Source organism: Pseudomonas sp. NFACC46-3 (genome assembly GCF_900114515.1).
GTDB classification, from domain to species: domain Bacteria; phylum Pseudomonadota; class Gammaproteobacteria; order Pseudomonadales; family Pseudomonadaceae; genus Aquipseudomonas; species Aquipseudomonas fluorescens_Q.
This window is the reverse complement of sequence record NZ_FOTH01000028.1, coordinates 38896-52574: the sequence shown is the minus strand read 5'-3', so window position 1 is coordinate 52574 and position 13679 is coordinate 38896. Positions and strand designations below refer to the sequence as shown.

Here is a 13679-nt window from a genome sequence, read left to right as displayed (position 1 = left end):
CTGACCGGTTTAATTAAGATGCAAATGATCGGTGATTTTCCTAGCTTGCCCACCTGAATTTTAACGTTCAGAAAGGGGATGGCTTTTCTTTTGCTAGCAATAGATCGACACCTTCCCCCTTACCTTTATCCTGAAACAACAGCCGTTACGGACCGTCTGACCACAGCTATCTAACCTTACCCACACTAGCCAACCCCAATTCACACCATCCCCACCACCTCGTATTACTGCGGCTGCTGAACCCGGTACTCACGAGGAAACAACCATGGAAAGAACCCGCAGCTGGAGACGCGCGCAATCCCGCAAGCACAAGGGGCGCGAAGCGATTAGCCCGCAGGACTTCAAACCAGAAAAGAACTGGAAGCTGATCTACACCCGTGCCGACAAGCTGCACCGGGCGCTTCAGCTCGGTATGAGCTATCCCATCCGCACCACTCGCCAACTGTTGGATCAAGAGTGACTAATCTCCTGTTCGTTTGCAGTCGTAATCAATGGCGCAGCCCTACCGGGGAGGCGATCTGGCGTCGACGTCCTGGCTTCAGCATTCGTTCGGCGGGCACCAGCCCGAACGCACGCAAGCCTATCGGCCCAGCGGATATCCGTTGGGCCGATGTCATATTTGTGATGGAGCGCAAGCACGAGCATCGTCTGCGGGCAGAGCACGCTCGGCTGCTTGAGCACAAGCAGCTGCATGTTCTGGATATTCCCGATGACTATCGCTTCATGGATCCTGAGCTGGTGGACATGCTTGAACAGGCGGTGACGTCATACCTGTGTATTTGAGCATTTAGGGCAATCTTCACGAGCTGCCTTTTCTTCAATGGCTAGGCGAAACGATCAGGCTCACAGGGAGCTCACCCGCAATCTCCGATAACTCCGTTTGCAATGCCACGGTGTTCTTAACAAGGCCGCGAGGGTCGTAAACGAAGAAAATGATTGCATGGCATTCGGGGTGGGCACGATAGCGTGCGATATCCAGGATCAGCTCGTCGGCTAGCGATCTTGCGGTCATACCGTCGCGCGTCATCTTGAGTTCAATAAAGAGCCCATGTTCAGGCAGGAGGAAGTCTGCGCGGGTGCCGCCTGCTGCCATGCTCGGGGACGGCTCTTCAGGCTTTACATTATCAAACTGCAATCTTAGCAACGCGTTGACCAGAAACTGGACGTCGTATTCATCGTCAAGCTGAACTCCCTTTCGGCCGCGCGGGCGGTGTTCCAAGTCTTTCGCAAAACGGTGAAAACGCAGCAGCATGCGCTCGATGATCTGGTCGGCTCGCTCTTCGGTAACGGGGAGGGCGGGCATATCAAAGGAGAAATGCTCCTGGAGTATCTGTTCCTCAAACCTGCGCTGCGCTTTTGGTGGTCTTTGGAAAATGACGCAGGTTGCTATCCCAATCAAAAACAGTTCGATGGTCAGAAACATAACCAGATAGCCTGTGACGACTGTCACTTTGTACTGGCCATCAAGCTTGTATTTGTTGCCTCCTCCTTGCCTGGGCTCGTCTCGTGGTACCAACTGCAGGTTGAAAGTGACCGTTACGCCGCCAATTCGGTGAACGCCTTGTAAACCGCGCAGCGAGTCCAGGCCAATCTCGCCCCGGTTGTAGAGGTCGAGCAGAGCAAATATTTCCCGGGTTGCCTGTTGATACTCTTCGCTATTGATCACCTCAAGCACTGCGGGATTGGTAAGCCCCGAGTCCTCAAACCGCGGGGCTATCCAGGAGCAGTAGGTGAGGATGGGCATGAACACCAATATGGTGAAGCCGACCTTGGCGAACATGCGCCAGCGCCGGTTCTCCATCACTAACTCGCCCAGTGTGTCGTTTTCGCTACTTCTAAGAAAAAATGCAGAGATCCATTTCAGCAAAGCGTATTTCTCCAAGATGTTCGTTGCGCCAGGTCTTGCAGGTTTACTGGATATCTTTCAGGTAATCCCTAAGGGTTAGAAGCGGATCCCGAAGCTCCGCTATCGTCTGGGTAGCGCTGAAGTCAGTCGCCAACCGGCCCAGTTCCCGTCCCAAAGCGGTGTTGCTGCCCCCAAGTGCCTCCAGCGCCAAGTCCAAGCAGTGCTGCACTTTTGCCTGGATAGTTTGAATGTCTTCTCTGCGCACCAACAACCCAAACACCTCCCGCTCATAGTCCGCCATCAGGTGATCATCCCGCAAAATCGGACTATGCCCCTCCGTCTCGTAAGCCAGCTTCAGCGAGTAAAGAGCAACCGTTTCCAGCAGCAATTCCATGGGGTGAAATCCTTTGTCAGCGGGTGAGGAGGGGCGGTGGATCAATTGGGCGTCGCAAGGCGGAGCATCGGTGGGTGCTGTGACATTTTTGTGAGCGCTTTGCGCTCAAGCGGGAGCAAGCTCCCTCGCCACGGGTTCCTACTAGCCACAGATTCTTCCTTGCCACAGGTTTGGTGGTTGGGGCCGCTTCGCGGCCCAGCGGGGATAAATCCCCTCGCCACAAATGGATCGGGTGACTTTCCTGCAGACGAAAAAAAAGACCTTGAATTTCAAGGTCTTTCTTTAAGATGGTGCCCCGAGGGAGACTCGAACTCCCACTCCTTTCGAAAACGGATTTTGAATCCGCCGCGTCTACCAATTCCGCCATCAGGGCTCAATGGCGGCGAAGTATAGAGAGGTGCCTACCGTTGGTCAATCACGTTTCATGGTGAATTTTTGATATTTCCGCTAGACTTTCCGGCCCTGCTAGACGAACCCCATCATGCGTGTTGCTGACTTTACCTTCGAACTCCCGGATTCGCTGATCGCTCGCCATCCTCTGGCCGAGCGTCGCGCCAGTCGACTGTTGACCCTGGACGGGGTCAGCGGTGCCATGGCTCACCGTCAATTCACTGATTTGCTTGAGCATTTGCGCCCGGGCGATTTGATGGTGTTCAACAATACCCGGGTGATTCCGGCGCGGTTGTTTGGCCAGAAGGCCTCCGGCGGCAAGCTGGAGATTCTGGTGGAGCGGGTGCTGGACAGTCATCGTGTGCTGGCCCATGTGCGCTCCAGCAAGTCGCCCAAGCCGGGTTCGTCGATCCTCATCGACGGTGGCGGCGAGGCGGTGATGGTGGCGCGGCATGATGCGTTGTTCGAGCTGGAATTTGCCGAAGAGGTGTTGCCGCTGCTCGACCGTGTCGGGCACATGCCGTTGCCTCCTTATATAGACCGCCCGGACGAAGGTTCGGACCGCGAGCGTTATCAGACCGTGTACGCCGAGCGCCTGGGGGCGGTGGCGGCGCCGACGGCGGGGCTGCATTTTGATCAGCCGTTGCTGGAGGCGATTGCCGCCAAGGGCGTGGAGACGGCGTTCGTGACGCTGCACGTTGGCGCTGGCACGTTCCAGCCGGTGCGAGTCGAGCGTATCGAAGACCACCACATGCACAACGAATGGCTCGAAGTGAGCCAGGAAGTGGTCGATGCCGTGGCGGCCTGTCGCGCTCGCGGTGGGCGGGTGGTGGCGGTGGGGACCACCAGTGTGCGGTCCCTGGAAAGCGCTGCTCGCGATGGCGTGCTCAAGCCGTTCAGTGGCGACACCGACATCTTTATCTACCCGGGCCGGCCGTTCCATGTGGTCGATGCCCTGGTCACCAACTTTCATTTGCCTGAATCCACGCTGTTGATGCTGGTTTCGGCGTTCGCCGGTTATCCCGAAGCCATGGCCGCCTACAAGGCCGCCGTCGAGCATGGATACCGCTTTTTCAGCTACGGTGATGCGATGTTCATCACCCGTAACCCCGCGCCACGCGGACCCGAGGAAACAGTATGAGTCGCACCTGTCGCATGTCCTTCGAGTTGCTCGCCACCGATGGCAAGGCTCGTCGCGGTCGTCTGACCTTCCCCCGCGGTACCGTGGAAACCCCGGCGTTCATGCCGGTGGGCACCTACGGCACGGTCAAGGGCATGTTGCCGCGTGACATCGAGGCGATTGGCGCGGAAATCATCCTGGGCAATACCTTCCACCTGTGGCTGCGCCCGGGCATGGAAGTGATCAAGGCCCACGGCGACCTGCACGATTTCATGCAGTGGAAAGGCCCGATCCTGACCGACTCCGGCGGTTTCCAGGTGTTCAGCCTGGGCGCGATGCGCAAGATCAAGGAGGAGGGCGTGACCTTCGCCTCGCCGGTGGACGGTTCCAAGGTGTTCATGGGCCCGGAAGAGTCGATGCAGGTGCAGCGCGACCTGGGCTCGGACATCGTGATGATCTTCGACGAATGCACGCCGTACCCGGCCGATGAAGACGTGGCGCGGGTGTCCATGGAGCTGTCGTTGCGCTGGGCCCAGCGTTCGAAGAACGCCCATGGCGAAAACACCGCAGCGTTGTTCGGCATCGTCCAGGGCGGCATGCACCGCGACCTGCGCATGCGCTCGCTGGAAGGCCTGGACAAGATCGGCTTCGACGGCCTGGCGATTGGCGGCCTGTCGGTGGGTGAGCCGAAGCACGAGATGATCAAGGTGCTCGATTACCTGCCGGGCGAAATGCCCGCTGACAAACCTCGTTACCTTATGGGCGTTGGCAAACCGGAAGATCTGGTTGAGGGTGTGCGCCGCGGGGTGGACATGTTCGATTGCGTGATGCCAACCCGTAATGCCCGCAATGGGCATCTGTTCATCGACACCGGTGTGCTGAAGATCCGTAATGCGTTCCATCGCCATGATGATTCGCCGCTGGATCCGACGTGCGATTGCTACACCTGCCAGAACTTCTCCCGCGCTTATCTGCATCATTTGGACAAGTGCGGCGAAATGCTCGGCAGTATGCTCAATACCATCCACAATTTGCGCCATTATCAGGTGCTTATGGCTGGTTTGCGCGAGGCTATCCAACAGGGTACATTGGCCGCCTTTGTCGAGGCCTTCTATGCCAAGCGCGGGTTGCCTGTTCCGCCTTTGGACTGAGTTTTCCGATCCCTAGATTCAATACTTGCAACTGGAGTGCTAAATGAGCTTTTTTATCTCTAACGCCATGGCTGATGCCGCTGCACCTGCTGCTGCCGGCCCTATGGGTGGCGGTTTCGAGTGGATTTTCCTGGTCGGCTTCCTGGTCATCTTCTACCTGATGATCTGGCGTCCACAGGCCAAGCGCGCCAAAGAGCAGAAGAACCTGCTCAGCAGCTTGCAGAAGGGCGATGAAGTGGTCACCACCGGCGGTATCGCGGGCAAGATCACCAAAGTGGCTGATGACTTCGTGGTACTGGAAGTGTCCGACACTGTTGAAATGAAGTTCCAGAAGGGCGCCATCGCGGCCACGCTGCCAAAAGGCACGCTGAAAGCGATCTAAGTAACAACTTCTATTCAATCGACGGGGCGCGCAAGGCGCCCCGCGTCATAAGCGGGCGGCGTGATGCTGAACAAATACCCTCTGTGGAAATATTTACTGATCCTGGCGGTGCTGGCGGTCGGTCTGATTTATTCCGCTCCCAATCTCTACCCGGATGACCCGGCCATTCAGGTCAGTGGCGCAAGCACTGCGCTGCAGGTCACCCAGGCCGATCTGGACCGTGCGAGCGCTGCGCTCAAGGCGGCCAATATCGAGGTCAAGGCTGCGTCCATCGCCGAAAACGGCAAGGGCGGCCTGTTGCGCCTGGTCAAGGCAGAAGACCAACTGCCAGCCAAGGACGTGGTGCGCAAGGCGTTGGGTGACGATTACGTCGTGGCCCTGAACCTGGCCCAGACCACCCCGCAATGGCTGCGCAAGCTCGGCGCGCACCCGATGAAGCTGGGCCTGGACTTGTCCGGTGGTGTGCACTTCCTGCTGGAAGTGGACATGGAAAAAGCCCTCGACGCGCGCATGAAAGTCTACGAAGGCGACGTCAAGAGCTTGCTGCGTAAAGAGCGCGTGCGTTATCGCAGCCTGCCGCAACTCGACGGTGCCATTCAGCTGGGCTTTAGCGATGAAGATACCCGCGAGCAGGCCCGTGCGCTGATCCGCAAGAACTTCAACGATTTCGACATTGTGCCGTCCGACCTCAATGGTCAGGCGGTGCTGCGTCTGGCGATGACCCCGGCCAAGCTGGCGGAAATCCGCGAATACTCCATCAAGCAGAACTTGACCACGGTGCGTAACCGCGTCAACGAGCTGGGTGTGGCCGAGCCGATCGTGCAGCGCCAGGGCGCCAACCGCATCGTGGTTGAGCTGCCGGGCGTGCAGGACACCGCCGAAGCCAAGCGTATCCTCGGCAAGACCGCCAACCTGGAATTCCGCCTGGCCGCTGAGCCGGGTGCTTCCAAGGCCACTTCCGAGAGTTTCGAGTTCCGTGAAGGCGGTCGTCCGGCGGCGCAGATCGAGCGTGGCCTGATCATCACCGGTGACCAGGTGACCGACGCCCAGGCGGGCTTCGACGAGCAGGGTCGTCCGCAGGTGAACATTCGCCTCGACGGCCACGGCGGCGAACTGATGAGCCGCGCCACGCGCAGCAACGTCGGTCGCAGCATGGCGGTGATCTTCATCGAGCAGAAGCCGACCACCACTTACACCAAGCAAGTGGTCAATGGCGTCGAGAAAGACGTACCGGTCCAGACCTTCAAGGAAGAGAAAAAGATCATCAGCCTGGCGACCATCCAGTCGCCACTGGGCAGCCAGTTCCGCATCACCGGCCTCAACGGCCAGGGTGAATCCTCGGAACTGGCCCTGCTGCTGCGTGCCGGTGGCCTGGCCGCACCGATGTACTTCGCTGAAGAGCGCACCATTGGCCCGAGCCTGGGTGCCGACAACATCACCAAGGGTATCGATGCATCCCTGTGGGGCATGCTGTTCGTGTCGCTGTTCATCATCGCCATCTACCGCTTCTTCGGCATCATCGCCACCGTCGCGCTGGCGGTGAACATGGTGATGCTGCTGGCCCTGATGTCGCTGCTGGGGGCTACGCTGACCCTGCCGGGTATCGCCGGTATCGTCTTGACCATGGGTATGGCGGTGGACGCCAACGTGCTGATCTTCTCGCGGATACGTGAAGAAATCGCCGCGGGCATGTCGATCCAGCGGGCAATCAACGAAGGCTTCGGCCGGGCATTCACCGCGATCCTCGACGCCAACTTGACCACGTTGCTGGTGGGCGGGATTCTCTTCGCCATGGGCACCGGCCCGGTCAAGGGCTTCGCAGTGACCATGTCCCTCGGGATCTTTACCTCGATGTTCACGGCCATCATGGTGACCCGCGCAATGGTCAACCTGATCTTTGGCGGTCGTGACTTCAAGAAGTTGTGGATTTAAGGGGCTGCCATGTTACGTACAATCAACTTCATGGGCGTTCGCAACGTTGCGTTCGGCGTCACATTGTTCCTTACCGTACTGGCGTTATTCAGCTGGGCCACCAAGGGTCTGAACTACGGCCTGGACTTCACCGGCGGTACGCTCATCGAGCTGACCTACGAGCGTCCGGCCGATGTCACCAAGGTGCGCGAGCAACTGGCGACGTCGGGCTACAGCGATGCCATCGTGCAGAGCTTCGGTGCGACCACGGACCTGTTGGTGCGCATGCCGGGTGAAGACCCGCAACTGGGTCACCAGGTGGCCGAGGCCTTGCAGAAGGCCGGCGGCGATAACCCGGCCCAGGTCAAGCGCGTCGAGTTCGTCGGCCCGCAGGTGGGTGAAGAGCTGCGCGACCAGGGCGGCCTCGGCATGCTGATGGCGCTGGGCGGCATCCTGATCTACCTGGCCTTCCGCTTTCAGTGGAAGTTCGCGGTGGGTGCGATTGTCTCGCTGATCCACGACGTGATCGTGACCGTGGGCATCCTGTCGTTCTTCCAGATCACCTTCGACCTGACGGTGTTGGCGGCGGTGCTGGCGATCATCGGTTACTCGCTCAACGACACCATCGTGGTGTTCGACCGGGTGCGTGAGAACTTCCGTGTGCTGCGCAAGGCGTCGTTGATCGAGAACATTAACATCTCGACCACCCAGACCCTGCTGCGGACCATGGCGACATCGATCTCCACCTTGCTGGCGATTGCGGCGCTGCTGATCTTTGGTGGCGACAACCTGTTCGGTTTCTCCATCGCGCTGTTCATCGGCGTGCTGGCGGGTACTTACTCTTCGATCTACATCGCTAACGTGGTGCTGATCTGGCTGAACCTGAGCACCGAGGACCTGATTCCTCCAGCGGCCACCGAAACGGAAGTGGACGACCGCCCGTAAGGCTCCGGTTTCCACCCGTCACGGCTGAAAAGGCGCGAGTTGAACTCGCGCCTTTTTTTGTGCTCCAAGGCTGGGAGAAGCGCGGATTAATCCGCTTGTGATGGTCAGGAGGTTCAAGTGAACAAATCGATGCTGGTTGGTGCGGTATTGGGTGCTGTCGGTGTAACAGCCGGTGGTGCGGTCGCCACCTACAGCTTGGTAAAAAGTGGCCCTGAGTATGCGCAAGTATTGGCCGTGGAGCCGGTCAAGACCCAAATCAAGACCCCGCGTGAAGTGTGCAAGGACGTCACCGTGACTCGGCAGAAGCCAGTCCAGGACCAGCACCAGATCGCCGGCACCGTGTTGGGCGCCGTAGCCGGTGGCTTGCTGGGTAACCAGATCGGCGGCGGCACCGGCAAGAAAATCGCCACCGTGGCGGGTGCGGCCGGTGGTGGTTATGCCGGTAACAAGATTCAGGAAGGCATGCAGGAGCGCGACACCTACACCACCACCCAGACGCGCTGCAACACGGTCAATGACATCAGCGACAAGGTTGTAGGCTACGACGTTCGCTACATGCTCGACGGCAAAGAAGGCAAAGTCCGCATGGACCGCGACCCGGGCAACCAGATCCCGGTGAGCAAGGAAGGCCAACTGATCCTGGGGCAGAACGAACCCGCCCAGTGATCCAGTCGCTATGAAAAAGCACCCTTCGGGGTGCTTTTTTTTCGCCCGCATTTTAAGCCCCACCCCAAATCCCCTGTGGGAGATTGCTCGCGATAGCGGTGGGTCAGCTTCCATCAATGTTCAGGGTGTCATCCATTGTGGCGAGGGAGCTTGCTCCCGCTCGGTTGCGCAGCGACCGCAAGATCTTGGGTCTGCTGCGCAGCCCAGCGGGAGCAAGCTCCCTCGCCACGGGGTATTTATCTGGGCTGAGTGGTGTGGGGCAGGCATAAAAAAAGCACCCCGAAGGGTGCTTTTTCTGTAGCCGAGCGGCTTAACGCTTCAACGAAGCCGGCAAGTGCGGCTGGATAGCAGTCAGCACAGCCTTGAAGCATTTGGTGTTGCCGGCAACGATGTGGCCTTTTTCAAGGAAGTCGTGGCCGCCGGTGAAGTCGCTCACCAAGCCACCGGCTTCCTGGATCAGCAGGGCGCCAGCAGCCATGTCCCATTCGGACAGGCCCGATTCCCAGAACGCATCGAAACGGCCAGCGGCTACATAAGCCAGGTCCAGGCTCGCAGCGCCGGCGCGGCGGATGCCGGCGGTCTGGCCGACCAGGGCGCGGAACATGCCCAGGTAGTTGTCCAGGTTGTCCATCTGGTCATCACGGAACGGGAAGCCGGTACCCAGCAGGGCGCCGTCCAGGCTGGTGCGGCCGCTGACGCGCAGGCGACGACCGTTCAGTTGGGCGCCACGGCCACGGCTGGCGGTGAATTCCTCCTGGCGAACCGGGTCCAGCACAACGGCGTGTTCCAGGCGGCCACGGTATTTGCAGGCGATGCTGACAGCGAAATGAGGAATGCCGCGCAGGAAGTTGGTGGTGCCGTCCAGCGGATCGATGATCCACAGGTACTCTTCGCCTTCGATGCCAGTACCGGCGTGCATGCCGGTCTCTTCACCGAGGATGGAGTGGTTTGGATAAGCCTTGCGCAGGGCGTCGACGATCTTTTGCTCGGCGGCGCGATCGACCTCGGACACGTAGTCCTTGGCGTCTTTTTCATCGACCTTGATGGTATCCAGGCGCTCGATGGAGCGGAAGATCAGTTCACTGGCGCTGCGGGCGGCGCGCAGCGCGATATTCAGCATGGGCTGCATGGATGTGTCACCTAAGGTTGTTAAAGAAAGCCGCGCATTCTATCAGAAAGTTTTCCGAGGAGAAGGTTGGTGTTCGCTTTCATAGCTTAACGGTAGGTGCTTCTGTAAGATTTGCTCCCTTTATCGTGTTCGAGAGCGCCCCCCTTGTTGCAGAACATTCGTGTCGTCCTGGTCAATACCAGCCATCCGGGTAACATCGGCGGAGCTGCGCGGGCCATGAAGAACATGGGCCTGTCGCGCCTGGTGCTGGTCGAACCGCGTCTGTTTCCCCATCACGAGGCTGACGCCCGGGCTTCCGGTGCCGGTGACATCCTGGCCAACGCTCAAGTCGTCGCCACCCTGGAAGACGCCTTGGTGGGGTGCAACCTGGTGCTCGGCACCAGCGCCCGTGACCGCCGTATCCCCTGGCCGCTGCTCGACCCCCGCGAATGCGGCACCAAAGTGGTCGAGGAAGCCGCGCAAGGCTTTGAGATCGCCCTGGTGTTCGGTCGTGAAGATTCCGGCCTGACCAACGACGAGCTGCAGCGATGTCACTTTCACGTGCATATCCCTTCCGACCCCGAGTTCAGTTCCTTGAACCTGGGGACGGCGGTGCAGGTGTTGAGCTATGAAGTGCGCATGGCTTGGCTGGCAGCCGAAGGCAAGCCCAGCAAAGTCGAAAAAACCGAGGTCACGTCGCCGCGCAGTGAGACACTGGCGACCATGGACGAGTTGGAACGATTCTATGAGCACCTGGAGCAGACCTTGGTGGACATCGAGTTCCTCGACCCGGAAAAGCCGCGACACTTGATGGCGCGCCTGCGTCGGTTGTACGGACGAAGCTCGGTCAGCCGGGCGGAGATGAATATATTGCGCGGCATCCTCACGGAAACCCAGAAGGCGGCCCGTGGCGAGCTGATTAAGCGGAAGAAATAAAATGTTCGAACGTTTGCGTGAAGATATCCAAAGTGTTTTCCATCGTGACCCGGCGGCGCGCAATGCCTTTGAAGTGCTGACCTGCTACCCGGGGATGCACGCGATCTGGATCCACCGCCTGTCCGGTGCCTTGTGGAACATGGGCTGGAAGTGGCTGGCGCGGCTGGTCTCGAACTTCGGGCGCTGGTTGACCGGGATCGAGATCCATCCGGGCGCCAAGGTCGGTCGTCGGTTCTTCATTGACCACGGCATGGGTATCGTCATTGGCGAAACCGCCGAGATCGGCGACGACGTGACCCTGTACCAGGGCGTGACCCTCGGTGGCACCAGCTGGAACAAAGGCAAGCGCCACCCGACCCTGGAAGACGGCGTGGTAGTCGGTGCCGGCGCCAAGGTGCTCGGGCCGTTCACGGTAGGGGCGGGGGCGAAAGTCGGCTCCAACGCCGTGGTGACCAAGGCCGTGCCGCCTGGCGCGACCGTGGTGGGTATTCCGGGGCGGATCATCGTCAAGTCCGATGACGAGCAGGACGCGCGCCGCAAGGCCATGGCCGAGAAGATCGGCTTCGACGCCTACGGTGTCGGCGAAGACATGCCCGACCCGGTCGCCCGCGCCATCAACCAATTGCTCGATCACTTGCAGGCCGTCGATGGGCGCCTGGAGGGGATGTGCGGGGCCCTGAAGGATCTGGGCAGTAATTACTGTGCCAAGGACCTGCCTGAGCTGCGCGAGGAAGATTTCGCGTGTGTGAAGGACAAGGATCAGAGCCAGGCCAGCTAAACCCGGCAGGCCTCATCGCGAGCAAGCTCGCACACAGGGGGTTTTGGTGGGTGCACAATTCGTGTACACCACAGATCCCTGTGGGAGCGAGCTTGCTCGCGATAAACGATAACGCGGTATCGCTGGTCGCCGCCGACCAGCCTTTGCTATCATGCGCGCGCTCTTTCGCGGGTAAACCTGAGTAAAGCACTAGGTCTTATACTTGACTTAAATACTCGGGAATTGCATACTCGCCCCCATTCCGAACTCCGTGGTAATTGTCCATGCGACTGACTACAAAAGGCCGATACGCCGTGACCGCAATGCTGGATCTGGCATTGCATGCGCAGCACGGGCCGGTGTCCCTGGCCGATATCTCCGAGCGCCAGGGCATTTCCCTGTCCTACCTTGAACAGCTGTTCGCCAAGCTGCGCCGTAGCAACCTGGTTTCCAGCGTTCGCGGCCCAGGCGGCGGCTACCAGCTGTCGCGGGACATGCAGGGCATCCAGGTCGCCCAGGTGATCGATGCGGTGAACGAATCGGTCGATGCGACCAAATGCCAGGGCCTTGGCGATTGCCATGGCGGTGATACTTGCCTGACCCACCACTTGTGGTGCGACCTCAGCCTGCAGATTCACGAATTTCTAAGCGGTATCAGCTTGGCTGACCTTGTAACTCGTCGTGAGGTGCAAGAAGTAGCCCAGCGTCAGGACCAGCGTCGTTGCAATAGCAAGGCGCCGCACCTGGACAAGATTGAAGCGTCCGCCGTCGAATGACTGCCGCAGAGCACGCGGAACGCCAGCCAGCCTGATTTAGGAGAGAGTCCATGAAATTGCCGATTTACCTTGATTACTCTGCGACCACCCCGGTTGATCCGCGTGTTGCGCAAAAAATGAGTGAATGCCTGCTGGTCGACGGAAACTTCGGTAACCCGGCGTCCCGTTCCCACGTGTTTGGCTGGAAGGCCGAAGAGTCGGTCGAAAACGCCCGTCGCCAGGTCGCTGACCTGGTCAACGCCGACCCGCGTGAAATCGTCTGGACCTCCGGTGCCACTGAATCCGACAACCTGGCAATCAAGGGTGTCGCGCATTTCTACCACACCAAGGGCAAGCACCTGATCACCTCCAAGATCGAGCACAAGGCTGTCCTGGACACCATGCGCCAACTGGAGCGTGAAGGCTTCGAAGTCACCTACATCGAGCCCGGTGAAGACGGCATCATCACCCCGGCCATGGTTGAAGCCGCCCTGCGCGACGACACCATCCTGGTTTCGATCATGCACGTGAACAACGAAATCGGCACCGTCAACGACATCGCCGCCATCGGCGAACTGACCCGTTCCAAGGGCATCCTGTTCCACGTCGACGCGGCCCAGTCCACCGGCAAGGTCGACATCGACCTGTCCAAGCTGAAAGTCGACCTGATGTCGTTTTCGGCCCACAAGACCTACGGCCCTAAAGGCATCGGCGCGCTGTACGTCAGCCGCAAGCCGCGTGTTCGCCTCGAAGCGACCATGCACGGCGGCGGTCACGAGCGCGGCATGCGTTCCGGCACCCTGGCGACCCACCAGATCGTCGGCATGGGCGAAGCCTTCCGCGTGGCCAAGGAAGACATGGCCGCCGAGAACGTACGCATCAAGGCCCTGAGCGACCGCTTCTTCAAGCAGGTCGAGCACCTCGAAGAACTCTACGTCAACGGCAGCATGATCGCCCGCGTACCGCACAACCTGAACCTGAGCTTCAACTACGTTGAAGGCGAGTCGCTGATCATGGCGCTCAAGGATCTGGCCGTGTCGTCCGGTTCGGCGTGCACCTCGGCGTCGCTTGAGCCTTCGTACGTACTGCGCGCCCTGGGCCGCAACGACGAACTGGCCCACAGCTCCATTCGCTTTACCTTCGGCCGTTTCACCACCGAAGAAGAAATCGATTACGCCGCGCAGAAAGTCTGCGAGGCCGTTACCAAGCTGCGCGCTCTGTCGCCGCTGTGGGACATGTACAAAGACGGCGTCGACATTTCGAAAATCGAGTGGGCGGCGCACTGAAGAAGTCGCCACCAGAGCGACTCACTGATGAG

15 protein-coding genes and 1 tRNA gene are annotated in these 13679 nt (G+C 59.6%); 12 read left to right on the top strand and 4 right to left on the bottom strand.

The features are described from left to right. Positions 1–265 precede the first annotated feature (265 nt). Both BM300_RS23315 and BM300_RS23310 read left to right on the top strand, forming a co-directional pair. Complete coding sequence (locus tag BM300_RS23315; protein ID WP_092464149.1) at positions 266–460, top strand: hypothetical protein; 195 nt, start codon at positions 266–268, stop codon at positions 458–460. Further along, a complete protein-coding gene (locus BM300_RS23310) occupies positions 457–783 on the top strand; it encodes a low molecular weight protein tyrosine phosphatase family protein (RefSeq protein ID WP_092464147.1) in 327 nt (108 codons plus the stop codon). Before BM300_RS23315 ends, BM300_RS23310 begins: the two co-directional genes overlap by 4 nt. Before the next feature lie 34 nt (positions 784–817). Here BM300_RS23310 and BM300_RS31465 read toward each other — a convergent pair whose 3' ends face one another. From BM300_RS31465 to BM300_RS23295, 3 genes are all read right to left on the bottom strand, one after another. Further along, the gene (locus tag BM300_RS31465) at positions 818–1867 is read right to left on the bottom strand and encodes a PD-(D/E)XK nuclease domain-containing protein (RefSeq protein WP_092464145.1); all 1050 of its coding nucleotides are present in this window, start codon (positions 1865–1867) and stop codon (positions 818–820) included. Between the two features lie 43 nt (positions 1868–1910). After that, the gene (locus BM300_RS23300) at positions 1911–2240 is read right to left on the bottom strand and encodes a hypothetical protein (protein ID WP_092180211.1); all 330 of its coding nucleotides are present in this window, start codon (positions 2238–2240) and stop codon (positions 1911–1913) included. 288 nt (positions 2241–2528) lie between these two features. After that, a tRNA-Leu gene (locus BM300_RS23295) sits at positions 2529–2613 on the bottom strand. 108 nt (positions 2614–2721) lie between these two features. Here BM300_RS23295 and queA point away from each other — a divergent pair. The 6 genes from queA to BM300_RS23265 all read left to right on the top strand — a co-directional run bounded on the left by queA (position 2722) and on the right by BM300_RS23265 (position 8805). Next, positions 2722–3771, top strand: a complete 1050-nt coding sequence (gene queA, locus BM300_RS23290; RefSeq protein ID WP_025211994.1) for a tRNA preQ1(34) S-adenosylmethionine ribosyltransferase-isomerase QueA — start codon at positions 2722–2724, stop codon at positions 3769–3771. Positions 3772–3785: 14 nt separating this feature from the next. Beyond that, positions 3786–4901, top strand: a complete 1116-nt coding sequence (tgt, locus tag BM300_RS23285) for a tRNA guanosine(34) transglycosylase Tgt (protein ID WP_161951757.1) — start codon at positions 3786–3788, stop codon at positions 4899–4901. Between the two features lie 43 nt (positions 4902–4944). Then, positions 4945–5283, top strand: a complete 339-nt coding sequence (gene yajC / locus BM300_RS23280; RefSeq protein WP_007916913.1) for a preprotein translocase subunit YajC — start codon at positions 4945–4947, stop codon at positions 5281–5283. A 63-nt stretch (positions 5284–5346) separates the two neighbouring features. Further along, positions 5347–7215, top strand: a complete 1869-nt coding sequence (secD, locus tag BM300_RS23275; RefSeq protein ID WP_092412918.1) for a protein translocase subunit SecD — start codon at positions 5347–5349, stop codon at positions 7213–7215. A 9-nt stretch (positions 7216–7224) separates the two neighbouring features. After that, entirely contained in the window at positions 7225–8139 is a 915-nt protein-coding gene (gene secF / locus BM300_RS23270; protein WP_092143843.1) for a protein translocase subunit SecF, read from the top strand. Between the two features lie 117 nt (positions 8140–8256). After that, on the top strand, positions 8257–8805 hold the full coding sequence (locus tag BM300_RS23265) for a glycine zipper 2TM domain-containing protein (protein WP_014336691.1): 549 nt from the start codon (positions 8257–8259) through the stop codon (positions 8803–8805). A 310-nt stretch (positions 8806–9115) separates the two neighbouring features. On the opposite strand, the gene suhB is transcribed toward BM300_RS23265, so the two are convergent. Beyond that, positions 9116–9934, bottom strand: coding sequence for a type III secretion system regulator SuhB (suhB, locus tag BM300_RS23260; protein ID WP_003185165.1), 819 nt, complete (start codon positions 9932–9934; stop codon positions 9116–9118). A gap of 144 nt (positions 9935–10078) precedes the next feature. Here suhB and trmJ point away from each other — a divergent pair, with 144 nt between their 5' ends. The 4 genes from trmJ (at position 10079) to BM300_RS23240 (ending at position 13647) form a co-directional block, all read left to right on the top strand. Next, complete coding sequence (gene trmJ, locus BM300_RS23255) at positions 10079–10849, top strand: tRNA (cytosine(32)/uridine(32)-2'-O)-methyltransferase TrmJ (RefSeq protein ID WP_092464143.1); 771 nt, start codon at positions 10079–10081, stop codon at positions 10847–10849. Position 10850: 1 nt separating this feature from the next. Further along, the gene (cysE, locus tag BM300_RS23250; protein WP_072346750.1) at positions 10851–11627 is read left to right on the top strand and encodes a serine O-acetyltransferase; all 777 of its coding nucleotides are present in this window, start codon (positions 10851–10853) and stop codon (positions 11625–11627) included. 263 nt (positions 11628–11890) lie between these two features. Beyond that, a complete protein-coding gene (gene iscR, locus BM300_RS23245) occupies positions 11891–12382 on the top strand; it encodes a Fe-S cluster assembly transcriptional regulator IscR (RefSeq protein WP_003185160.1) in 492 nt (163 codons plus the stop codon). Positions 12383–12432: 50 nt separating this feature from the next. After that, positions 12433–13647, top strand: coding sequence for an IscS subfamily cysteine desulfurase (locus tag BM300_RS23240; protein WP_063322856.1), 1215 nt, complete (start codon positions 12433–12435; stop codon positions 13645–13647). Positions 13648–13679: the final 32 nt, after the last annotated feature.